The organism is Amniculibacterium sp. G2-70 (assembly GCF_014353055.1).
Taxonomy (GTDB): domain Bacteria; phylum Bacteroidota; class Bacteroidia; order Flavobacteriales; family Weeksellaceae; genus Amniculibacterium; species Amniculibacterium aquaticum.
On the sequence record NZ_CP060698.1, the window covers coordinates 253497 to 276872 of the forward strand.

The 23376-nt window shown below is 37.5% G+C and carries 22 protein-coding genes and 1 tRNA gene; 14 read left to right on the top strand and 9 right to left on the bottom strand.

Going from position 1 to position 23376, the window contains the following annotated elements; all coding sequences use genetic code 11:
- Positions 1-50 precede the first annotated feature (50 nt).
- The 9 genes from H9Q20_RS01085 to dacB all read left to right on the top strand — a co-directional run bounded on the left by H9Q20_RS01085 (position 51) and on the right by dacB (position 10240).
- Positions 51-365: an RNA recognition motif domain-containing protein gene (locus H9Q20_RS01085; RefSeq protein WP_124641730.1), complete on the top strand. Its 315-nt coding sequence runs from the start codon at positions 51-53 to the stop codon at positions 363-365.
- Positions 366-482: 117 nt separating this feature from the next.
- Positions 483-1385: a CorA family divalent cation transporter gene (locus tag H9Q20_RS01090; RefSeq protein ID WP_124641732.1), complete on the top strand. Its 903-nt coding sequence runs from the start codon at positions 483-485 to the stop codon at positions 1383-1385.
- Between the two features lie 80 nt (positions 1386-1465).
- The gene (locus H9Q20_RS01095; RefSeq protein ID WP_187478088.1) at positions 1466-3235 is read left to right on the top strand and encodes an aminopeptidase P family protein; all 1770 of its coding nucleotides are present in this window, start codon (positions 1466-1468) and stop codon (positions 3233-3235) included.
- Positions 3236-3256: 21 nt separating this feature from the next.
- Positions 3257-3961 carry a dipeptidase PepE gene (pepE, locus tag H9Q20_RS01100; RefSeq protein WP_124641736.1) on the top strand — a complete coding sequence of 235 codons (705 nt, stop codon included), beginning with the start codon at positions 3257-3259 and terminating at the stop codon, positions 3959-3961.
- Between the two features lie 154 nt (positions 3962-4115).
- Positions 4116-4724, top strand: a complete 609-nt coding sequence (locus H9Q20_RS01105) for a TetR/AcrR family transcriptional regulator (RefSeq protein WP_124641738.1) — start codon at positions 4116-4118, stop codon at positions 4722-4724.
- Positions 4717-6033 carry a TolC family protein gene (locus H9Q20_RS01110; protein ID WP_124641740.1) on the top strand — a complete coding sequence of 439 codons (1317 nt, stop codon included), beginning with the start codon at positions 4717-4719 and terminating at the stop codon, positions 6031-6033. The genes H9Q20_RS01105 and H9Q20_RS01110 overlap by 8 nt, the downstream gene beginning before the upstream one ends.
- A gap of 41 nt (positions 6034-6074) precedes the next feature.
- Entirely contained in the window at positions 6075-7172 is a 1098-nt protein-coding gene (locus tag H9Q20_RS01115; RefSeq protein ID WP_124641742.1) for an HlyD family secretion protein, read from the top strand.
- A 15-nt stretch (positions 7173-7187) separates the two neighbouring features.
- A complete protein-coding gene (locus H9Q20_RS01120; protein WP_187478089.1) occupies positions 7188-8768 on the top strand; it encodes a DHA2 family efflux MFS transporter permease subunit in 1581 nt (526 codons plus the stop codon).
- Between the two features lie 113 nt (positions 8769-8881).
- Positions 8882-10240, top strand: a complete 1359-nt coding sequence (dacB, locus tag H9Q20_RS01125) for a D-alanyl-D-alanine carboxypeptidase/D-alanyl-D-alanine-endopeptidase (RefSeq protein WP_124641747.1) — start codon at positions 8882-8884, stop codon at positions 10238-10240.
- Between the two features lie 213 nt (positions 10241-10453).
- Here the strand turns inward: dacB and rpsA are convergent, their stop codons facing one another.
- Entirely contained in the window at positions 10454-12241 is a 1788-nt protein-coding gene (gene rpsA / locus H9Q20_RS01130; protein ID WP_124641749.1) for a 30S ribosomal protein S1, read from the bottom strand.
- 377 nt (positions 12242-12618) lie between these two features.
- On the opposite strand from rpsA, the gene H9Q20_RS01135 reads away from it, so the two are divergent.
- Both H9Q20_RS01135 and H9Q20_RS01140 read left to right on the top strand, forming a co-directional pair.
- Entirely contained in the window at positions 12619-13182 is a 564-nt protein-coding gene (locus tag H9Q20_RS01135; RefSeq protein ID WP_124641751.1) for a hypothetical protein, read from the top strand.
- A gap of 5 nt (positions 13183-13187) precedes the next feature.
- Positions 13188-15311 carry a cation:proton antiporter gene (locus H9Q20_RS01140; RefSeq protein WP_187478090.1) on the top strand — a complete coding sequence of 708 codons (2124 nt, stop codon included), beginning with the start codon at positions 13188-13190 and terminating at the stop codon, positions 15309-15311.
- A gap of 87 nt (positions 15312-15398) precedes the next feature.
- Here H9Q20_RS01140 and H9Q20_RS01145 read toward each other — a convergent pair.
- The 5 genes from H9Q20_RS01145 to holA all read right to left on the bottom strand — a co-directional run bounded on the left by H9Q20_RS01145 (position 15399) and on the right by holA (position 19096).
- Positions 15399-15483: transfer RNA gene (locus tag H9Q20_RS01145), tRNA-Ser, on the bottom strand.
- 124 nt (positions 15484-15607) lie between these two features.
- A complete protein-coding gene (gene crcB / locus H9Q20_RS01150; protein WP_164472041.1) occupies positions 15608-15976 on the bottom strand; it encodes a fluoride efflux transporter CrcB in 369 nt (122 codons plus the stop codon).
- Positions 15977-16026: 50 nt separating this feature from the next.
- A complete protein-coding gene (gene trxB, locus H9Q20_RS01155) occupies positions 16027-16968 on the bottom strand; it encodes a thioredoxin-disulfide reductase (protein ID WP_124642997.1) in 942 nt (313 codons plus the stop codon).
- 148 nt (positions 16969-17116) lie between these two features.
- Entirely contained in the window at positions 17117-18052 is a 936-nt protein-coding gene (locus H9Q20_RS01160) for a YitT family protein (protein WP_124642995.1), read from the bottom strand.
- Positions 18053-18055: 3 nt separating this feature from the next.
- Positions 18056-19096: a DNA polymerase III subunit delta gene (holA, locus tag H9Q20_RS01165; protein ID WP_124642993.1), complete on the bottom strand. Its 1041-nt coding sequence runs from the start codon at positions 19094-19096 to the stop codon at positions 18056-18058.
- A 5-nt stretch (positions 19097-19101) separates the two neighbouring features.
- On the opposite strand from holA, the gene H9Q20_RS01170 reads away from it, so the two are divergent.
- Genes H9Q20_RS01170 through H9Q20_RS01180 form a run of 3 tightly spaced genes read left to right on the top strand, consistent with a single transcriptional unit; the run spans position 19102 to position 20433 of the window.
- Positions 19102-19536, top strand: coding sequence for a type I restriction enzyme HsdR N-terminal domain-containing protein (locus H9Q20_RS01170; RefSeq protein ID WP_124642992.1), 435 nt, complete (start codon positions 19102-19104; stop codon positions 19534-19536).
- A gap of 28 nt (positions 19537-19564) precedes the next feature.
- Entirely contained in the window at positions 19565-20029 is a 465-nt protein-coding gene (locus H9Q20_RS01175; protein WP_124642991.1) for a GNAT family N-acetyltransferase, read from the top strand.
- The gene (locus H9Q20_RS01180; protein ID WP_124642990.1) at positions 20026-20433 is read left to right on the top strand and encodes a VOC family protein; all 408 of its coding nucleotides are present in this window, start codon (positions 20026-20028) and stop codon (positions 20431-20433) included. Before H9Q20_RS01175 ends, H9Q20_RS01180 begins: the two co-directional genes overlap by 4 nt.
- 2 nt (positions 20434-20435) lie before the next feature.
- Here H9Q20_RS01180 and H9Q20_RS01185 read toward each other — a convergent pair whose 3' ends face one another.
- From H9Q20_RS01185 to H9Q20_RS01195, 3 genes are all read right to left on the bottom strand, one after another.
- Entirely contained in the window at positions 20436-20795 is a 360-nt protein-coding gene (locus H9Q20_RS01185; protein ID WP_124642989.1) for a cupin domain-containing protein, read from the bottom strand.
- Between the two features lie 125 nt (positions 20796-20920).
- Positions 20921-21937, bottom strand: a complete 1017-nt coding sequence (gene galE, locus H9Q20_RS01190) for a UDP-glucose 4-epimerase GalE (protein ID WP_124642988.1) — start codon at positions 21935-21937, stop codon at positions 20921-20923.
- A gap of 77 nt (positions 21938-22014) precedes the next feature.
- A complete protein-coding gene (locus H9Q20_RS01195; RefSeq protein WP_187478091.1) occupies positions 22015-23139 on the bottom strand; it encodes a DegT/DnrJ/EryC1/StrS family aminotransferase in 1125 nt (374 codons plus the stop codon).
- Between the last annotated feature and the right edge of the window lie 237 nt (positions 23140-23376).

The following is a 23376-nucleotide window of genomic DNA, read 5'->3' on the forward strand; positions in this document are numbered from 1 at the left end:
CAATGTTCAAGTCCTTGTTAGTTACTTCTGAATAATTAATATCAATTTTTATGAACATTTTTATTTCTAATCTCAACTACACAGCTGTTGAGTCCGAGCTACAAGCTCTTTTCGAAAACTACGGAACTGTTGATTCCGCAAAAATCATTACCGACAAAGAAACCGGTAGAAGCCGTGGTTTCGGTTTTGTTGAAATGCCAAACGACGATGAAGCAAGAGCTGCTATCGAAGGGTTAAACCAAACAGATTATAAGCAAAGAACCATGAACATTTCTGAAGCTAAACCAAGAGAAGAAAAACCAAGAGGTTTTGGAAATCGTGGTGGCGGTTACAGAGAAAACCGTGGGAATAGAGGTGAATGGTAATTGACCTTTAACACAATAAATCAATCCGTCTTTTTTTCGAAAAAGACGGATTTTTTTTGATTATTATTCATATTTTTGATTCAAATTGTACAAAAAACAGTATAAACAATAGAAATAATGCCAATTAGAACGATTTTCAAAAACGAATTTTGCGAATGGTTGGATTGCGAAGGTCCAAACATTGATGATTTTAAAGTGCTTCAGCAAAATTATTCCATAGATATGCTGCTTATGGAAGACATGTTGGATGCCAACCACCTTCCAAAATACGAAGAACATTCGGGCATACAATTCTATCTCACTCGTGAAAACACCAAACAGGAAAGAACCGGACTAAATACCATGAGCGACATCTCGACAAAATTGGGTATTTACATCTTGGGAAGCACGGTTATTACCATTCATAGGATAAAAAACAACAGCATCTTAGAATTAGAAAAAGAAATTGAAAGTAAAAAAAGCAACATCACCAAAGAATTTGTTGTCCTGCATTTGGCTAAAAAAATTCTCAACTCTTATGATGATGAAAGTAAAGTTATACAAGACGATATCGACCGTATCGAAAACGAAATCTTCCTGAACAACAATAACAACGGCAATATTGTAAAACGACTTTATAAACTGAAAAGAAAAACCGGTCTCAATGTACGATTGCTAAACATCTCATCGGATTGGGTAAACAACATGAAGAAAATAAACATCAGCGAAACACAATTTATTGACCTCATGGACAAATACAAGGATGTGAATAACAAATTCGACCATCTCAATGCTCAAATCACGCATCTTATTTCCATGTATTTGGCACTTTCCGACCAAAAAGCCAATCAGGTCATGAAGATGTTGGCTATGTATTCGGTTTATTTTTTGCCCATCACATTCATCGCAGGAATTTATGGTATGAACTTTGAAAATATGCCGGAACTGCAAACCCAGTTTGGGTATTATTTTACTTTGGGACTCATGGCGCTCATCGTCATCGTTACCTTCATCTACTTCAAAAGAAAAAAATGGAAATAACGATTAACATTAAATATCAATTTCAAGCTCATAAATTGGGACATTATTTATAAATTTACCTCTTCAAAAAATAAACAAAAATGAACATACAAGAAAGAATATCTGCTTTGCGAGTAAAAATGCAAGAAAACAATATTGATGCGTATATCGTGTACTCTGCAGACCCTCACATGAGCGAATATCTACCTGAAGAATGGCAAGAAAGAGCGTGGATTTCCGGATTTACCGGCTCTGCAGGATTTGTTGTAATCTTAAAGAATAAAGCTGCTCTATGGACCGACGGAAGGTATTTCGTACAAGCCCCAATAGAACTTCAAAGCTCAGGAATTGACCTGATGAAAGACGGTGTCGAAGGAACTCCAAACTACATCGATTGGATTATTTCCCAAATCCCAGCCAACGGAAAAGTAGCGGTAAATGCTTTGGCCACTTCCAACATCAACTGGGAAGCTCTGGAAGAAAAGCTGAATCCAAAAGGAATTTCTTTGGTAAATCAGGCACTCATTCAGGAAATTTGGACCGACAAACCACAAGCTTCTCAAAATCCAATTTATACCCATCCTACAGAAAGAGCAGGAAAATCGGTAGAGGAAAAACTACAAGCCATTCGCGAAAAAATGCAAACTTTGGGTACCAGCACTCACATCATTTCCAGTTTGGACGATGTCGCTTGGACCCTGAACCTCAGAGGTAGCGATGTAGATTGCAATCCCGTATTTTTAGGTTATATTTTATTGTCTCTGAACGATGCAAAACTTTTTGTGGACACCAAAAAATTAAATGCAAATGCTCAGGAATCCATGCAAAAAGCTGGAGTTTCTGTACTTCCGTACGAAGATTTTTTGAAGGAATTGGCTTTGGTTAAAAATCAAAACATACTCATCTCTCCCAACACCAACCAATCGGTGTACGATGCTTTGGCCAACAACAATACTTTTGTAAAAGCTGCTGCACCGGGAAATTTGATGAAAGCACAGAAAAATACGGCCGAGTTGCAAGGTTTCCGCACCGTAATGGAACGAGACGGCGTTGCCATGGTAAAATTCTTGTATTGGCTAACCCATACTGCCGGAAAAGAAGCCATGACCGAATATTCCATCGGCAAAAAACTAAGAACATTCCGTGCCGCATCGGAAAATTTTGTGGGCGAAAGTTTTGGTAGCATTGTCGGCTATGCCGGTAACGATGCCATTTGTCACTATTCTGCAAAAGAAGTAGGCAGTAAAGAAGTCACCAATTCCGGAAGTATTTTGGTTGATTCTGGAGGTCAATATCTGGAAGGTACCACAGACATTACCCGTACATTGCCTTTGGGCGAAACCAGTCAGCAATTCAAAATAGACTCTACATTGGTATTGCAAGGCATGATCCGACTTTCCATGGTAAAATTTCCAAAAGGTACCCGAGGCGTTCAGTTGGATGCCGTTGCAAGAATGCCGCTTTGGATGCACGGAAAAGACTATAACCACGGGACAGGTCACGGAGTTGGCAGCTTTATGAATGTACACGAAGGACCACAGAATATCCGAAAAGATATGAATCCTCAAGAACTATTACCCGGAATGGTAGTTAGTAATGAGCCCGGTTTCTATCTCGAAAACATGTACGGAATTCGTCATGAAAACTTGGTTGCGGTAAAATTTTCTGAAACCACTGAATTTGGAGATTTTTATGAGTTTGAAACCCTAACTTTCTGTCCTTTCTTCAAAGAAACCATTGTTAAAGAATTGCTTTCTGCAGAAGAAATTGAATGGCTGAATGCGTATCACAAAACTTGTGAAGAAAAATTGGGTAAACATCTGGAAGGCGATGTAAAAGAATGGTTTTTGCAGTTGGTAAGCCCTCTTTAAATCGTTAAAAAAAACGGTATTATGAATGTAATTTTAGCTTCTACTTCTACCCTTTTTGGTGGAAAATACTTAGACTATTTGAAAGAGTCCATCGTCAATCTCTATCAGGGTATTGATGAAATTCTTTTCATCCCTTTTGCCAGACCTGGTGGGATTTCGCATGAAGACTATACTGCAATGGTGAAAGACTTCTTTAAAACGATCAACATTAAAGTAAGCGGATTGCATGAGTATGAAAATAAAATAGACGCCATTAACAATGCCAAAGGCTATTTTACCGGTGGTGGCAATACTTTTCTTTTGGTAAAATCTTTACATGAAGAAAACCTAATGTTTGTCCTAAAAGACAATGTAACGGCAGGCAAACCATATTTGGGAACCAGTGCCGGAAGCAACATTGGAGGCATCAACATGAAAACGACCAACGATATGCCCATTGTATATCCAGAAAGTTTTACCTGTATGGGCTTGGTACCCTTCAACATCAACCCGCATTATTTGGATCCTCATCCGGACTTAAAACACAACGGCGAGACCCGAGAAACTCGAATCAAAGAATTTCTAACTCAAAATAATATTGTGGTGGTCGGACTAAGAGAAGGCAATTGGATACGAAGAATTGGTGAACATATTTTTGTTGAAGGAACCGAACAAACTCGAATTTTTCAGCCTTACAAAGAACCTTACGAGTTGGATCCCATTTCTGAATTGAAATTTCATTTATAAAACAAACTGCTTTACAATACGCTCCAAGCACTTATGTGCTTGGAGTTTTTTTGTCCAACTTTTTCATGAAAAATTTTCATTAGAAAAAAAATCAATCAATCGATTGATTTTTTCTTGAAATGAAGTAAATTTGCATTCTCAAAATTATACAAGAATGATTACCAAGGAGGAAAACATCATGCTACATGCCGAAAAACTCTTTGCTGAAAAAGGGTTTGATGGAACTTCAACTCGGGAGATAGCCAAAAATGCAGAGGTTAACATTTCCATGATTTCTTATTATTTCGGATCTAAAGAAAAATTATTAGAACACATTTTCGAATACCGAATGGGGCAAGGTTTGGAATACTCTACCTTGGTTTATGAAAGAACAGACATCAATGCTTGGCAAAAAATTGATTTATTGATTAGTCGATACATCGAAAGGGTAAAAAATCTAAAGGATTTTTATCTCATCCTTCAAAGAGAACAAATTAATTTAAAAAATCCTTCCATCGTTCAATTCATCAAAGAATCGAAGATGAAATATCTAAATACTTACAAAAAAATTGTATTGGAAGGCCAAGAGACGGGGATTTTTAAACAAAAACCAAAGGTCGAATTCTTGCATTCGACCATTTCCGGGACTTTATTCACCGCCATGAATTCTTTTCCATTTTACAAAGAATTTCTTCAAGGCGATGAAAAATATGAATCGGAATATTTCCAAAATTTGGAAGTACACTTAAAAGAAATATTGAAATACTTATTAGGTTATGAATAAAAACTCTATTCGAGTCGCGTGTTTACTGATGTCGCTTATCGGTACGATTGCTTGGGCACAAGATCGAACTTTGCTCAATTTGGATGAAGCCATGGATCTTGGAATCCAAAACTCTAAGTATCTAAAAATAGATCAAGCGAAAATTGACGAAGCGATGGCACAAGTCATTAACAGTAAAAATCATCGTTTGCCCGATTTTAAGATCTCCGGATCGGCATTGGCATTGGCCAACGCGAAAGCCGAAATCAAAATTTTACCACCTTCCAACAACGGAAACCATGTAGTAACACCCAGTACAGCCTATTTTGGTTCGGCAAATTTTTCCTTACCACTTTATTCCGGAGGAAGGATAAATTATGGGATACAATCTGCACAATATCTTTTGGAAGCCTCAAAACTGTCAGCGGAAAACAACAAATTGTCCATTGCCTACACCGTAGCACAAGCCTACAACAATCTGTATAAATCCGAACAGGTCATAAAAATTTTAAAAGAAAATCTGAAAGCAGCACAAGAAAGGGACAAAACTTTTCTAAATCTTGAAAATAATGGAGTAATCGCCAGAAACGATCGTTTGAAAGCCAATTTGCAAACTGCTGACATCGAACTGAAATTGTTGGAAGCAGAGAATAATTTTGAAATAGCCATGATCAATATGGACTTGTTATTGGGATTGCCGGAAAATACACAACTGAGCCTCGACTCTCAATACATTTCGTCTGTACTTGCCGTAGAAAATCAAGATTTTTACATGCAACAAGCCATGGAAAACAGAAAAGATCTTCAGGTGAATGATTACCAACAAAAAGCTGCAAAGCAAAGTATAAAAGCCGCAAAGTCCGAAAACCTCCCTCAAATAGCCCTAACTGCAGGGTATGTTGCTGCTGAAGTTCCGAAAATTATGACTCTGTACAATGCTGCCAACATCGGGATTGGTGTACAGTACAACTTATCAAACATTTGGAAAAAAAATACGGATCTGCTAAAAGCCGAAGCTCAAATTCAGAAATTAGATGCCAACCAGCAATTGATTTTGGACCAGATAAAGTTGGAAATCCACAGAGATTACAAAAACTATCAATTGGCCAACAGCAAAATAGGTTTGTTAGAAAAATCTCTGGAACAAGCCAATGAAAATTTCAGAATTACCAAAAACAAATTCGACAACGGATTAGAAACCATCACCAATCTTTTGGAAGCCGATGCTCAACAAATTACAGCTCATGTCAACCTGACCAATGCAAAAGCAGATGCCGTATTGGCCTTTAAAAAGTTAGAACAAACTTCAGGGATACTGATTAGTAAATAAGTTCAGGCTTAAAAAAAACTTCAACAAAATTAAAAGAAACAATGAAAAACAATAAAAATAAAGAACCAAAGAAAAAATCCATCGTCTTTCCAATAATTCTTGGAACATTAATCCTTGGTGGTGGGATATATGGATACAAAGAATATCAATACGGTCAGAAACATGAAAAAACCGATGATGCCCAATTGGCGAGCAATATGGCTCCCGTAATTTCTAGGATTTCCGGATATGTGTCTGCTGTTAAAGTTCATGACAATCAGTTTGTAAAAAAGGGCGATACTTTGGTTATTTTGGACAATAGAGATCAAAAAATACTGGTTCAACAAGCTGAAGCAGCCTTGCAAACAGCCAATTCTAACATTGCTGTTTCCGAAATAAGCTCAAATGCTACATCCGAAAACATCCACACGGCTGATGCAGCTGTAGCCACGATGAATGCCCAAATAGATGCTGCAAAAGTCAATGTTTGGAAGACCAGTCAGGATCTGAAAAGATATGAGAATTTAATAAAAGATCACTCCATCACCCAACAACAATACGAACAAGTCTTGGCGGCAAAACAAACAGCCGATAAGCAATTGAAAATTTTGGTTGAACAAAAAAAACAAGCAGAGCAACAGACTCATACGGCATCGGCACAGACACAGGTTTCTCAGCAACAAATTGGATCGGCAAAAGCCATGGCCAATCAACGAAAAGTAGATTTAGAAAATGCCAAACTTAACCTTTCCTACACGGTTATTACGGCTCCAGAAGATGGTTTTGTTGCCAAAGTACCCACACAAAATGGACAATTTGTACAAGCAGGTGCGCAGCTTTTCAGCTTGGTAAGGGACAATAGCATTTGGGTCATTGCCAATTTCAAAGAAACTCAATTGACAAAAATGCAGGCTGGACAAAAAGCAAACATCACGGTAGATGCTTTCCCGGATCTGAAATTGGAGGGCGAAATTACATCACTATCCCCAGCAACAGGCTCTTCATTCTCGATTTTACCTCCGGATAATGCCAGTGGTAACTTTGTAAAAGTAGTACAAAGAGTACCTGTACGAATTGATTTTAAAAATTTAGATAAAAATACGGCTAAAAAACTACGAGCCGGGATGAATGTTACTGCAGAAGTTGCATTTTACAAATAATCAGCATTCAACAACATGGAACAAGACAGTTTAGTCGAATACGGTTTCCGAAGGGTCATCATTACCATAACCGCTATTCTCTGTGCATTGCTGGAGATTGTGGACACCACCATTGTAAATGTTGCCCTGAACGAAATGAAAGGAAATTTAGGCGCCTCGTTGTCGGAAATTGGTTGGGTCATTACGGCTTATGCCATCGGTAATGTCATTATCGTTCCCATGACCAGTTGGCTATCCCAACAATTTGGTAGGAGAAATTATTTTGCAGCATCCATCATTATTTTTACCGTTTTCTCATTTCTTTGTGGCAATGCAACAAGCATTTGGGAATTGGTGTTCTTCCGCCTACTACAAGGGATTGGCGGCGGAGCTTTATTGGTAACCTCACAGACCATCATTACCGAATCTTATCCCCGAGAAAAATTGGGTATGGCACAGGCCATCTACGGATTGGGAGTTATTATTGGTCCAACTTTGGGGCCGCCATTGGGAGGTTATATTGTAGATAATTTTTCGTGGCCTCATATTTTCTACATCAACATTCCGGTAGGAATTGCTGCGACAATTCTCACCTTGCAGTTTGTAAGAAGTCCGAAATTTGAAGAAAAAAAATCAACCAAAGAAGTCGATTGGCTTGGGATTTTTCTTCTTGCGGTTTTTGTAGGTTCTCTACAATACATCTTGGAAAGAGGTCATGAAGACGATTGGTTTGATAGCAATAGTATTGTATTTTTCACCTCTACCGCAGTTTTAGGTTTTGTTCTTTTCCTTTGGCGAGAGCTCACCTATGCTCACCCCATTGTAGAACTCAGAGTGCTGAAAAATGGAAATTTAAGAATAGGTACTGTCTTGTCTTTCATTCTTGGTTTTGGTTTGTACGGATCTACTTTCATCATCCCAATTTATACTCAAGGAGTCTTGGGGTGGACAGCACTACAGGCGGGTGCACTTATGATTCCTTCTGCCATCGCCACAGCCATTATGATGCCTTTTATTGGTAAGTTAATTTCTAAGGGAGTCAAGCAACAGTATTTGGTTTCTATAGGATTCTTTATTTTTTTTATATACAGTTTCTGGGGATACAAACTCCTGACACCAGATACCGGCGAGGGTGATTTTTTCTGGATGCTGATCGTCCGTGGTTTGGGACTCAGCTTACTTTTCATCCCAATTACCACGCTTTCGCTAAGCACCTTGAAAGGAAAAGAAATTGGACAAGGAGCTGCTTTTACAGGAATGATGCGACAATTGGGAGGTTCTTTTGGAATTGCTCTGATTACCACTTTTATAGCCAATCAAAGTGCTAAATACAGCGCCAATCTTGCCAACCATTTGGATGTGAACGATTGGGATGTACAACAAAGAATTCTGCAGATGAAATCCGGATTTATGTCCAAAGGAATGAGCCCTGATGTGGCGTTGCAATCGGCGTACAAAGCCTTGCAATTCTCGATACAGAAACAAGCAGCTGTACTTTCTTACATGGATGTATTTCTCTATCTTGGTATATTATTTCTGATTTGCATTCCGTTCATGTTGCTCATCAGGCAAAGTAAATCCAAAGAAAAAATAGACATTGGATCTGCCATGCATTAACAACTATCACTAAAAATCCGTCAGAAATGGCGGATTTTATTTTTCAGATTAAAGAAAAAATCAATGAATAAATCTTATTTTTGTTAAACTCGATTCCCGATTAAATCATTAAAATGAAGAAAACTCTGTTTATATTTTTTGCCACAAGCGCTCTATTTTCTGCACAAAACATTCAACAAAAAATGGACATTGCTGTAAAAGAGTTGATGAAAAGTCCGGCAGCCTATGCTGCACAACTGTCTGTATATGTTGCTGATCCACAAGGGAAAGTGGTATATGAATACCAACCCAATATCGGATTGAGTACAGCTTCTACGCAAAAAATATTTACAGCAGCTTGTGCATTAGAAAGTCTTGGAACGGACTATACCTATACTACAACTTCGTCTTTTTCCGGGTCCATTGATCAGCAAAAACTTAACGGGAATCTCTGGTTGGCTTCCACCGGCGATCCTACTTTGGGCAGTTGGAGATACGATGGTTTTTTGCCTGAGAATTTTAAAGCAAAATTACTTTTGGCCTTAAAATCTAAAAATATTACAAAAATATCTGGAAATATCGTGGTTGACGATTCTTATTTTGATTTTCAAACCACTCCTGGAGGTTGGCCTTGGGACGATATGGGCAATTATTACGGTGCCGGAGTTTGGGGATTCAATTGGAGAGAAAATCAATTTGACCTCAATATGTTTGGAAAGGAAATTAGAAAAACCAACATCGAATTGCCAAAGGTAAAATGGGTGAACGATCTGAAAACAGCGGGTAGCAGCGATCAAAGTCTAATATTTACCGCGCCACATTCTACCGTGGCTTATATCAACGGATCGCTTCCCGGAAAAAGCATAACCGTTTCTGGAGCTACGCCCAATCCGCCTCTGACTTTTGCACAAGAAATTAAAGATTTTTTACAAGAAAATGGAATTGAAGTCCAAGGAAATGTACAATCGCTTAGCCAGATGAGAATAGATGGAGAAAAGACTTTAGTTTTTCCAAAAGAGAATGTTTTTTTCACCTATGCATCACCGACTTTGGATAAAATAGTCTATTGGTTTATGAAAAAAAGCGTGAACCTCTACGGTGAGACTTTAGTAAAAACACTGGCCAAAGAAAAACGAGGCGAAGGCAGCTTCAGAGCCGGAATGGACTACATGAAAGACTTTTGGAAATCCAAAGGACTTCATGAGAAATCCATCAATTTTGCCGATGGATCCGGACTTTCGCCACAGAATTATGTGAGTTCCAAAGCAGAAGTTCAAGCACTTTTATACAGTCAAAAACAGCCGTGGTTCAATGCTTATTTTGAAGGCTTCTCTACCCATGACAACGGTATGAAAATGAAGAGCGGTACCATGAAAAACACGAAATCCTATGCCGGGATCCACAAAGGATATACTTTTTCCATCATCATCAACAATTACCAGGGTAGCAATTCTGGTGAAGCTTTGCAAAAAGTTTTGAATGTTTTGAAATAGCCTTTAAAACGATAGAATTAGAAATTCTAGAAAGCTAAAAATTCAAAATGATGATAAAAATAACAAGATGCAGGCATTAAAAACGGAGCTTTCTGGAGCTAAAGTAAATGTTATATTTTATTTGTTATAAACTGAACATCAATACTTTAAACACGATACAACAAAAAAGCCATCGAAAAATTCGATGGCTTCATTTATGTTAAGAAATTGGGATTAGTTACCTCCTTCCATTTTCTTTTTCAACTCAGCTAGAGCGTCGATGTCTCCTAAAGTTGTTCTTTCCTCTCCAGAAGTTGCAGCCGGTTTAGCAGCGCTCGCTTCTTTAACATTTTTTCTTTCTTCGTCACGGAAAAGACCTGTGTGAGAAACAACTACTCTCTTGAATTCTTTGTTGAATTCGATTACTTTGAAAGCGATTTCTTCACCTTTTTTCACTTTAGATCCGTCTTCTTTTTCTAACAATCTTGATGGGCAGAAAGCTTCTACTTCAGCATCTTCGAATTGTACAGCAGCACCTTTATCGAATACATCTACTGCAGTACCGTTGTGTACAGTTCCTTCAGCATATTTGGTTTCGAATTTATCCCAAGGATTTTCAGACAATTGCTTGTGTCCTAAAGAGATTCTTCTTGCTTCAGTATCCAATTCTAGTACAACTACATCCAATTTGTCACCTACTGCACAGAACTCAGATGGGTGCTTGATTTTCTTAGTCCAAGAAAGGTCAGAGATGTAAACAAGACCGTCGATACCTTCTTCTAACTCTACGAATACTCCGAAGTTGGTGAAGTTTCTTACAGTACCTACATGCTGAGATCCCAAAGGATATTTTTCGGAGATGTTTTTCCAAGGATCTTCAGAAAGTTGTTTCATACCTAGAGAGATTTTTCTTTCTTCTCTATCCAAAGTAAGAACTACAGCTTCTACCTCGTCGCCTACTTTTACGAAATCTCCTGCAGATCTCAAGTGAGTGCTCCAAGACATTTCAGAAACATGGATAAGACCTTCTACACCTGGAGCGATTTCTACGAAAGCACCATAGTCAGCAAGAACTACCACTTTTCCTTTTACTTTATCTCCAACTTTCAAGTCAGCAGAAAGCGCATCCCAAGGGTGAGCTTCTAATTGCTTCATACCCAATTGGATTCTTGTTTTCTCGTCGTCGAAATCCAAGATAACTACTTTTACAGTTTGTCCATCTTCTAGGATTTCGCTTGGGTGGTTTACTCTAGACCAAGAAAGATCGGTAATGTGGATCAATCCGTCTACGCCACCAAGGTCGATGAATACACCGTAAGAAGTGATGTTCTTAACGGTTCCTTCAAGAACTTGACCTTTTTCCAATTGAGCGATGATTTCTTTTTTCTGATCTTCGATATCTGCTTCGATAAGCGCTTTGTGAGAAACAACCACATTTTTAAATTCAGGGTTAATTTTAACCACTTTGAATTCCATGGTTTTACCAACAAATTGATCGTAATCTTTGATTGGCTTCACATCGATTTGAGAACCTGGCAAGAACGCTTCGATACCGTGTACATCTACGATCATACCACCTTTAGTTCTGGATTTAACAAATCCGTTTACTACTTCTCCTGTTTCGTGAAGTTCGTTTACTTTATCCCAAGCTTTTAGGGTTCTCGCTTTTTTGTGAGAAAGTTGTAATTGTCCAGACTTATCTTCTCTTCTGTCCACCATTACTTCAACATCATCACCTACTTTTAGGTCTGGTTTGTAACGGAATTCGTTCAAAGAGATTACACCTTCAGACTTGAAGTTGATGTCTACGATAGCTTCTTTGTCAGTTAATCTAACAACTTTACCTACCAATACATCATTGTCATCTAGATTGTTAAGAGATCCGTTATAGATTTCTTCCAAATCCGATTTTTCTTTTCTTGCTTCAGCATCTAGACCAGACTCAAAAGAATCCCAGTCGAATTGTTCAGGTGCTACATTTTGGTTTAATAAAACCTCTGCTAAATTTGTCTCTTTTGACATAATTTATAAAAAATTTGTATTCCTTCTTTCTTAATGAATTGATAATCTGTGGACTAAAAAATACGGAAGTTGTTATTTGTTGTATTTTGCTTTTTCAATTCTTACCCACAAAAAGCGGTGCAAATTTAAGCATTATTATTGATATACAATGGTTTTACTGAGAATTAATTTCTTCTTTATGTACAAAATATTATTCAACATTCGATGGTTTCTTGCTTTTATAATCCAACATCCTAACCTTCTGGCAACCTAATATTTACAACAATTAATAAAAATAATGTATTTTTGAAATGCACAAAATTTGAAATAAGCCTTAGAAGCTTACATATTTCAAACCGATTTAAGCTCGTTTTTAATTAATCATATAATACAACACAATGAAGATCAATCCTATTTTCAGACTGTTTTTGGTCACTGCAGTTTTCTATTCTTGTACCAACCCTGAAAAAGATCAAGAACTGAAAGACCGAGAAGTCGAACTTAACAAAAGAGAAGATCTGCTGAACCAAAAAGAAGCAGAATACCAATCTTTAATAAAAATGAGGGATTCAATTTTTGCGAAAAACGATTCGATTCCTGTTAAAATTTGGCCGGAGAACATTGCCGGAGAATGGACTGCCAAATCCATTTGTGAAGAGTCCAACTGTCAAGAATATGCCATTGGCGACAACCGTATAGAAAATTGGGATTTCAAAAGCGATTCGCTAAAGTTGTATGCTGTAACCACACACAACAAAAACTCTAAACTTTTTGATGCCTCGTACGACGATCAAAAAATCACTTTAGACTACAGCACCGATTCTACAGCAAAAAGAAGAATGAAAATAAATGTGGTACTGAACGATATCAGTAAAAGTAAAATAAAAGGTACTGCCACGGTGACTTTGGATAACCAATGCAATGCCAAATTTAATGTAGAACTCAACCGTTCATTAAAATAATTACGATGATATTTCTTAGCATAAATTCCCTAAGCCTTCCAATAGAAGATCCCGTCCTAAAATTCCTGTTGGTTTTGGTCATTATCTTAAGTGCTCCTCTTTTGCTCAACAAAATAAAAGTTCCACATTTATTAGGTCTTATCATCGCTGGTGCCATCATTGGACCCAACGGATTCAATGTTTTGTCTAGAGACAGCAGCATTGTGGTGAGTGGGACAACCGGGCTTTTATACATCATGTTTTTAGCCGGATTGGAAATAGACATGGGCGATTTCAAAAAAAACAAATGGAAAAGCATAACCTTTGGATTGTACACCTTTAGTATCCCACTGATATTGGGAGTTCTATTGGCACACTTTGTATTGGGTTTCACCATGCTTTCGTCTTTTATTTTCGCCAGTATTTTTTCCACCCACACCCTTATCTCCTATCCCATCATTGGCAAACTGGGTCTTGTAAAAAACCGTGTGGTAAATATCGTTGTTGGCGGTACGATGATTACCGATGTCTTGGCCTTACTGATCCTGGCCATCGTAGTTGGGATAACTCAAGGTGAAGTAAATGCAGCATTTTGGACCAAATTGATCATATCCTTTTCATTGTTTAGCGTAATCGTTTTATTTTTATTTCCGATTATTTCCAGATGGTTTTTCAAAAAAGTAAACGATAAAATTTCACAATATATTTTTGTTTTGGTGATGATCTACCTGGCGGCTCTGCTTGCTGAACTCGCAGGATTAGAAGCCATTATTGGAGCCTTTTTCGCAGGATTAGCACTCAACAAGCTTATCCCGCATACATCCGCATTGATGAACAGAGTAGAATTTGTTGGAAATGCCATCTTCATCCCATTTTTCTTGATCAGTGTTGGGATGCTTATCGATTTCAAAGTATTCTTAAAGGATTTTGAAACCATCAAAGTTATTGTACTAATGACTTCAGTAGCCGTATTGTCCAAGTATCTTGCTGCTGCTTTTACCCAAAAGACATTTAATTTTACAAAACTAGAAAAGAATTTAATTTTTGGTCTGAGTGTTTCTCATGCTGCCGCTACCCTAGCTGTGGTTATGGTGGGTTATAACATCATCATTGGGGAAAATGAATTGGGCGAACCCATCCGTTTATTGAATGAAAGTGTCCTTAATGGCAGCATTGTACTTATCTTAATTTCTTGTACCCTTTCCTCATTTTCAACCCAAGCTACCGGTGAGAAACTGGTCTTGGAAGACAGTGAAGAAAGTCTTACCGAAGACTATCAGTTGGAAGAATCGATCCTACTCCCGATAAACCAAGAGGAGATTGTAGAACCTATGGTCAATCTTGCCTTGGCATTGAAAAGTAAATTAAACATAGACCAGGTCCATGCATTAAACATCATCAACGATAGCGAAACTGCAGGTTCTGAGAAGAAATCGGATAAAATATTAGGTTCAGCCGTTAATATTGCCGCCTCTACAGACATCAAAATGCAATCGCTAAAACGATACGATAATGAAGTGATGAAAGCCATTAACAATGTGATCAAAGAGCTAAAAGTGAGTGATGTAATCTTTGGACTGGAGACCAAGAAAGGATTCTCTCCGACTTTCATCTACAACCTTTACAACAGTAAGATCAATGAAAACAACACCAATATTTTCATTTATCATGCTGCACAACCCATGGCTACGATCAAAAAATATGCGGTTATTATCCCGCCAAAAAGTCAACACGACAGTGGTTTTTACCACGCATTGGTAAGGCTGTGGAACATGGCTAAAAACTCAGGAAGTAAAATGAATTTTATCACCACAGAGAAAATAGCTGAGATTTTGAAAAAAATCCTAAACAAATCAAATATCGAATGTGAATTTACGATTGTAGAGGATTGGAAATCCATAGAAAACATCATCCAAAACATCAACAATAATGAAGGATTCATAGCCTTTATGAAACAAAGCAAAGCGGCATCGTACATTTCGAGTGTTAACGATATCCCTAGAATGATGAACCAATATCTGATGGACAAAAACTATCTTCTCATCTATCCGTACAACGACAACAGCTCTTTTGCGGAAAACAAATTCGTTAGCAACCACGACGATTATTATAAAATTGGTGAAATTATAGGAAAGCTTTTCAAAGCTTAAAAACAAATAAATCCCGATCGTAAGATTGGGATTTATTTTTAGGAATATAGTAAAAAAAAAAGCTTTCAGACTTGAAAGCTTTTTTTGCGGAGAGTGAGGGATTCGAACCCCCGGACCTGTTACAGTCAACAGTTTTCAAGACTGCCGCAATCGACCACTCTGCCAACTCTCCTTAAACTCCGAGTATCTCGTTGTTTTCAGTGGTGCAAATATAGAAAGGCTTTGCATATCCACCAAATTTTCTTTTAACTTTTTTTAACTTTTTTTTTAAGAACCTTATTTTCAGTACTAAAAATTTACTTTGACACGATTAGAAATCCCAACCAAACGGCCAAGCCGCCCAAAAGCATACTTAACAATGCATAAAGAAACATGATTCCAAAGTTTTGATTTTGAAAAAGAGAATACATTTCTGCTGAAAAAGTAGAAAAAGTTGTAAAGCCACCACAAAATCCAGTGATCAGTAAAAATTTTAGCTGATTATCCACTTTCAAAAAATAACCAGAAAGCAAGCCTATAGCAAAGCATCCCAAGATATTTACCATAAAAGTCCCCATCGGAAATAGATTGATGTTCCACAACCTTTGGGTATAATTAGAAATCAGGAAACGAAAGATGCTCCCAACTCCGCCACCGATAAAAATATAGAATAAATTCTTCAGCATAAAAAAGTAAAAAAATAGGGATTGAAATTCAACCCCTAAATTATGATTATTTATTTTAATTCTCCTAGATATCTTTCGGCATCTATTGCTGCCATACATCCGGATCCAGCCGCAGTAATCGCTTGTCTGTAGATGTGATCCTGAACATCACCTGCTGCAAAAACTCCTGGCAAATTGGTTTTAGAAGACTTGCCTTCGGTAATGATGTATCCATTTTCGTCCAAATTAATCTGTCCTTGGAAAACCTCAGTATTCGGTTTGTGCCCAATGGCAATAAAAATACCATGAACATCAATTTTAGAGGTTTCTTGCGTCTGATTATTAATAACAACAGCCCTTTCAACCAAAGAATTTTCGCCTTCAATTCCGATTAATTCGTGGTTAAATTTTACCTCAATATTGGGCGTATTTTCCACACGGTGCACCATTGCTTTGGATGCGCGGAAGTGATCTTTTCTGACCAACATGGTAACTTTTGAGCAAAGATTTGCAAGATATGTAGCTTCTTCGGCTGCGGTATCACCGGCACCTACTACGATTACTTCTTTGCCTCTGTAAAAGAAACCGTCACAAGTGGCACAGGCCGAAACGCCACCTCCTGAATATTTTTTTTCATCGTCCAGGCCCAAATAACGAGCTGTAGCCCCTGTAGAAACGATTACTGTTTTGGCGTGTATTTCTTTATTTCCTGCCCATAATTTATGAATACCCCCAACTTCTTTAGAAAACTCGGCTTTGGTAATCATTTCGTAATGAACTTTGGTATCAAATCTTTCAGCTTGTTTTTGCAGATCCATCATCATTTCCGGTCCTGTAATTCCTTGTGGATAGCCCGGGAAGTTGTCGACTTCCGTTGTGGTGGTCAACTGTCCGCCAGGCTCTAGACCTGTGTACAATTCTGGTTTCAGATCAGCTCTTGCTGCATATATTGCTGCGGTATAACCGGATGGTCCGGATCCTACGATTACGCAATCGAGTATATTTTGCTCCATAAAAGTTTGATATTTTTTATAAAATTTATATTTTCAAATTTAGAGGTCAAAAATCGTAAAATATTTTGGGAAATATCCATTTTGAATGATGAATTTTATCAATGAACCCGTGTCTTTTTACAAAAAAAGACATGTTGTAGCAATTCATTTATTTCAATCGTCTTTCTTTAATCATTCCGCCACGGGTATCTTTCACCCCGGACATTACGACAAATGCATCGGAGGTTATCTTTTCGATTTCAGAATTCAACTTACTCATTTCCAAACGAGTAATCACGGTATAGATAATTTCTACATCGTTATTCACCCCTCTTTTTCCGAAGCCTTTTTTGCCTTGATATACGGTATACCCTCTTCCCATGATATCGGCAATCATCGTTTTTATTTCTGGGTTTCTATTGGAAATTATGGTTACTCCGATATATTCTTCCAAACCTTCCACCACATAATCGATGGACTTGGAGGCAGCCAGATAGGTCAGCATGGAATAAAGAGCCACTTCTATCCCTAACAAATAGGCAGCAACTGAAAAAATCATCACATTGATAATCACAACAATATCTCCGATGGTAAATCCAATTTTTTTACTGAGATAGATGGCCAAAATTTCCGTACCATCCAAAACAGCTCCTCCCCTAATGGCTAAACCTACACCTGTTCCCAAAAAGAATCCGCCAAAAATAGGAACCAATATTTTCTCGTCGGTAACATTAGGAAATTCGACGAAAGCCAATACCAAAGCCAAACCTAAAATCGCCAAAATGGTTCTAAAAACAAAATCCCTACCCAAAACTTTGAAACCCAAAATAATAAAGGGGACATTGACCAAAATAATGTACAAATACAAAGGCAACCCTGTGGTCGAAGTCAGAAGAAGAGATATCCCTGTAGCTCCACCATCAATAAGTCTATTGGTAAGTAGGAATCCTTTGAAACCAAAAGATGCCGAAAAAATACCCAAGACGATTAATAAAAAATCCCGGATTAAATTTTTGGTAATTATCTTATTTTTCCTCCTTCTAACCAGCTTTTCGTACCTGGTTTTGTTGGAGTCGAATAAAAAAGTTTTTAGTTTATTGATCATCTTTTATGTTTTAATTTTCAGTGCTTGTACATTCAGTATTTTATAGACCAACTCGGTCAACAATTCCGAATCTGCTGTTTGGTTGGCTCCCAATCCTTTGCTTTTGAGATCCGTTTCCCTAAGAATAGAAATGATTTTAGTGGTCAGTTTCATGGGATAAAAACGAGCCGCTTCGGCATAATCTTTCACAAAAAACGGATGAACTTTTAGTTCCTTTGCAATTTCTGCTGGTGGCAAAGTCGAAATGGTTTGATAGAGCAAAACATTGGTAAAAAATTCGTACAATCGGCCAATGGTCATCACAATGGGATTGTTTTTAGGATTTTTCCCCATGTAATATACGATTTTCATGGCTTTGTTTCTGTCTTTTTGCCCAACAGCTTTTTGCAATTCGAAAACATTAAATTCTTTTGAAATTCCGATGTGCTTTTCAACCAATTTTTCACTGAGAACTTCATTTTCAGCAAGGATCAACTGAAGTTTAGAAAGTTCATTTTGTATCCTGGAAAGATCAGTTCCTAAGTATTCCGCCAAAAGAAAAGAGATATTCGGCGCTGCATTTATTTTCAGCTTTTGTATTTGTTGCTGTATAAATTTGGGCACTTCATAATCCCTCATTTTCTCGCTTAGAAATACATATTTTTTGGATTTCAAAACCTCGTTCAGTTTTCTTTTTTTACCATCCAAAGTCTTATTTTTATGGGCAAATACCAAAATGGTGGTTTCCACAGGATTTTCCAAATAGGTTATTAAAGCTTTGGTTTCCTCTTCACCCAACTTTAGATCTTGGGCTTCTTTGACAATGATCAGCATTTTATCACCCATCATCGGAAACTGCCTCGCCAACGAAAGTACTTCGAGATAGTTGGTATCTTTTCCGTACACGACGGTTTGGTTAAAGGCTTTTTCATCTTCGGTCAGGACATCGTTTTCCAAAGACTTTACGGCCATATCGATATAAAAAGCTTCTTCGCCATGAAAAAAATAAACCGGCTGAAGTTCTTTATTTTTAATATTTTTGAGAATTAAATCTAAATCTTTCATAAAGTATGGAATTGCCGAGGCTAAATTTTACTAAAACCTACGATTTTAAGTTCAAGAAAGACAAAGATAATTTTTTTATTTATGATTTACCACGAAAATCTTGGCTTTTACTCACTCCGGAAGAATGGGTAAGGCAACATTGGATACAGTATTTTCTGAATGAAAAAGGCTATGCTACATCGGCATTGATTGCGGAGAAAAAAATTGAAATTCATGGACTTACCAAAAGAATAGACCTTTTAGTAACCGAAAAAACGATGCCTAAAATCCTAATCGAATGCAAAGCTCCAGGAGTAAAATTAACGGAAAAAACTTTTGAACAAATTGCTCGATACAATTCGGTAATTGGAGCCCAAGAAATAATCCTGAGCAACGGACTGCAACACATATTTGCCGTTTGGGAAAACAATGAATACCGATTTTTGCCTTTTTTGGGATAGATAACTTTTGAACCCAATCTACTAGCCCATGAAAATTAACAAATTAAATAACTTAAGCATAAATCAAAAATTAGAAATTTTGAATTTATGGAATCATGAATATCCTGAAAATCTCAAATACCAATCGTTAACCGATTTTGAAAACTATCTGAACAACCTTACAGAACCTGAACATTATATTTTGCTAAATTCAGATCATAAAATAAGGGCTTGGGCTTTTACTTTTATCAGAGCGCATGAAAAATGGTTTGCGATCATTGTATCTTCTGAACTTCAAAAAAAAGGGATAGGCACCCAATTGCTAAACCGCTTGAAATCTGAAGAAAAAATACTAAACGGATGGGTAATTGACTCTGAAAATTATACCAAAACCAATGGTGAGAAGTACAAATCGCCGTTGAATTTCTATGTTAAAAATAATTTTAAAATCCTGACGGAAACAAGACTTGAACTAGAAACGATCTCAGCAGTTAAAATAAATTGGACATTATGATGAAGATTAAAACGATAGAAACCATTCTCTATGTAAAAGACCAACAGAAAAGTACGGACTTTTACACCCAACTCTTCAGGAAAAATCCTGATTTGAATGTACCTGGAATGACAGAGTTCAACCTTTCGGATCATTTCAAACTCGGAATTATGCCCAACGATTCCATTGCAAAAATCCTATCCGAAAAAATACAACATCCCAGTTTAGGAAACGGAATACCACGATGTGAACTCTATTTTCTAGTAGAAAATATTGAAGTGGAATTTCATAATGCCCTGGATCTAGGAGCAATTCTGATAAGCGAAATCCAAGACCGAGATTGGGGAGACCGTGCCTGTTACTTTGCCGATTGCGATGGACACATCATTGCTTTTGCAGAGAAAATAGAGAATTTTTTACCTTAAAACTACCCTTCTCTATGCACCAAGTCCAAAGAAAAAGCAGGTAAACAAACGGAAACATATTCGCAAGGTTCATCAAAAGGATTGCTGTACTTCACCGTTGCACCTTTCTCTACCAAGATGCTCTGCCCTGCTTCCAAAACGACAACATGACCGTTAATTTCAAATTGTTTTTTCCCTTTCACAATTAAGGTGAACTCGTCAAACTCCGGTGTCTGAGCCGGTTCTGACCACAATGCGGGAGCTACCATTCTGGCAATAGAGATGTTGGAGTTTCTTGTAGAATTTCCCCAATGTTCTTCGATCAATTTACCGTCTGTAGTCGGAACGATAAAGGGTTTGCTTTGTATTTTGTATCCTGACATTTAAGGTTGAGGTTAAGGTTAAGGTTAAGGTTGAGGCTGAGATTAAAAAAAACTGTTGATTCTAATTATTTTTCACAAACAACTATACTACAACAGTTTTATTTCTCATTATTTTACGAATAATTTTAGTTTCTGGATTCCAAGTATTTTTGCCATTGCCAAGTGGTTTTCAAGGCTTCTTCCAAAGAAGTATCGGCTTTCCAACCCAATTCTTTTTCGGCTTTATCTGCATTGGCATAAGCCACAGTGATATCACCGGCTCTGCGATCACAAATTTTGTACGGAACGGCTACAGTATTGGCTTTTTCAAACGCTTGTACCACTTCCAAGACCGACGATCCTTTCCCTGTTCCAAGGTTATAAATATCCAAAACGGTGTCTTCTTTCTCGTCTATTAATTTTTTAAGTGCAGCAACATGAGCTTTCGCCAAATCGACCACATAGATATAATCACGAATGGCTGTACCGTCCGGAGTTGGATAATCGTCTCCAAAAACGCTCAATTCTTTTCTGATTCCTGCTGCCGTTTGGGTAACAAAAGGTACTAAATTGTTTGGGATCCCCAAAGGCAACTCGCCCAACTTGGCTGTTGGATGCGCACCAATAGGATTGAAGTATCTTAACAAAGCAATTTTTCTTTGGTAGGCTTTTGCAAAATCCAAGAGAATTTCTTCGCCCATTTGTTTGGTTTTTCCATAAACCGATTCTGGCATTTTCAGTGGAGTGTTCTCATCAATAGGCATTTCATCGGCTTGTCCATACACGGTGCACGAAGAGCTGAAAATAAAATTGGAAATCCCTCTGGTCTTAAACTCTTGCAAGATGTTGATAAGGATGAAGAGATTATTCTCATAATAATCCAAAGGTTTCTCCTGGCTCTCTCCTACTGCTTTATACGCTGCAAAATTGATGCATCCTTGGATGTTGTGGGCATCAAAAACCTGAGAAAGCAATTCTTTTTTTCTAAGGTCAAACGGATAAAAAATAGGTTTTTTACCGGCTACTTCTTCGATATTTTGTAAAATAAATTTTTCAGAATTGGACAGATCGTCAACGATTACAACTTCAAATCCATTGTTTAGCAATTCCACAACGGTATGAGAGCCAATGTATCCTAATCCTCCTGTTACAAGAATGGTCATTATGTTTTTATTAAATTAAAGTTAAAAACCTTATCCAAAAATGAATTTCAGATAAGGTTGTAGTATGGTATTTTGTATTAATTCATGAATTCTAAAACGGCATCCGTGATGAATTTCAGTTGCTCTTCGTCCAATTCGGTATGCATTGGAAGGGAGATTACCTCGTTCAAAAGCTTATCGGTATTCACAAAATCGGCATCGTTACTTTCTTGGAAATAGGCTTTTTGTTTTCTAAGAGCAACGGGATAATAGATCATGGCTGGAATTTCTTTTTCGGCTAAAAACTGTTGCAACTCGTTTCTTTTTCCGTTCAAAACCCTCAAAGTATATTGGTGGAAAACATGAGTTGAGTTTTCTGCTCTTTGGGGTGTAAGAATCTGTGGGTGATTGGCAAAAGCTTCGTCATAGAAGTCGGCTGCTTTTCTTCGTGCCTCGTTATAACCGTCCAATTGTGGTAATTTTTTTCTAAGAATGGCAGCCTGTACAGAGTCCAATCTGGAGTTTACGCCCACCTCATCGTGGTAGTATCTCTGGTACATACCGTGGTTGACAATCCCACGAAGTTTGTGAGCCAAGGCATCGCCGTTGGTAAAAATGGCGCCACCATCTCCATAGCATCCCAAATTTTTTGATGGGAAAAAAGAAGTCGTCCCAATAGTTCCCATGGTTCCGGATTTTTTTGTAGATCCATCGGCAAAGGTATAGTCGGCACCTATGGCTTGTGCATTGTCCTCGATGACATAGAGGTTGTGCTCATTAGCAATTTTCATCACTTCTTCCATATTTGCACATTGTCCGAACAAATGTACCGGTATGATGGCTTTGGTTTTTGGTGTAATTGCAGCTCTAAGTTTTTCTGTATCGATGGTAAAGGTGTTATAATCGACATCGACCAAAACGGATTTTAATTTCAAGAGCTGAATGACCTCTACCGTTGCAGCAAATGTAAAATCTGCAGTGATGACTTCATCGCCTTCTTTCAGATCCAAAGCCATCAAAGCAATTTGTAAGGCATCGGTTCCGTTGGCACAAGGGATTGCATGTTTTACATCTAAATATTGTTCTAACTCGGATTGAAAAGTTTTTACTTCTGGCCCGTTGATGTATGCTGAAGATTCCAAAACATTAAGCACCGCATTGTCAATTTCATTTTTAATTTTGAAATATTGCGTTTGCAAATCGACCATCTGAATCTTTTTCATATAAAGAATTTTTTTGTATTAGCGTTCTTTGTTTCTAAAATAACCGTCATTGGGCTTTCTAGTAACAAATAAATTTAAATTTTTGTAAAAATAAGAATTTATACTAGGGCAATAAAATTTTTAGGATTAAATTTCGCGCTTTAGACTTTGTTTAAATTAAAGCTCTATGCTGCCACCAAAAAATCGTACAATTTTTATTTAGAATTTAAGATATACAGTTCGGAGGTGTTGGAGCTG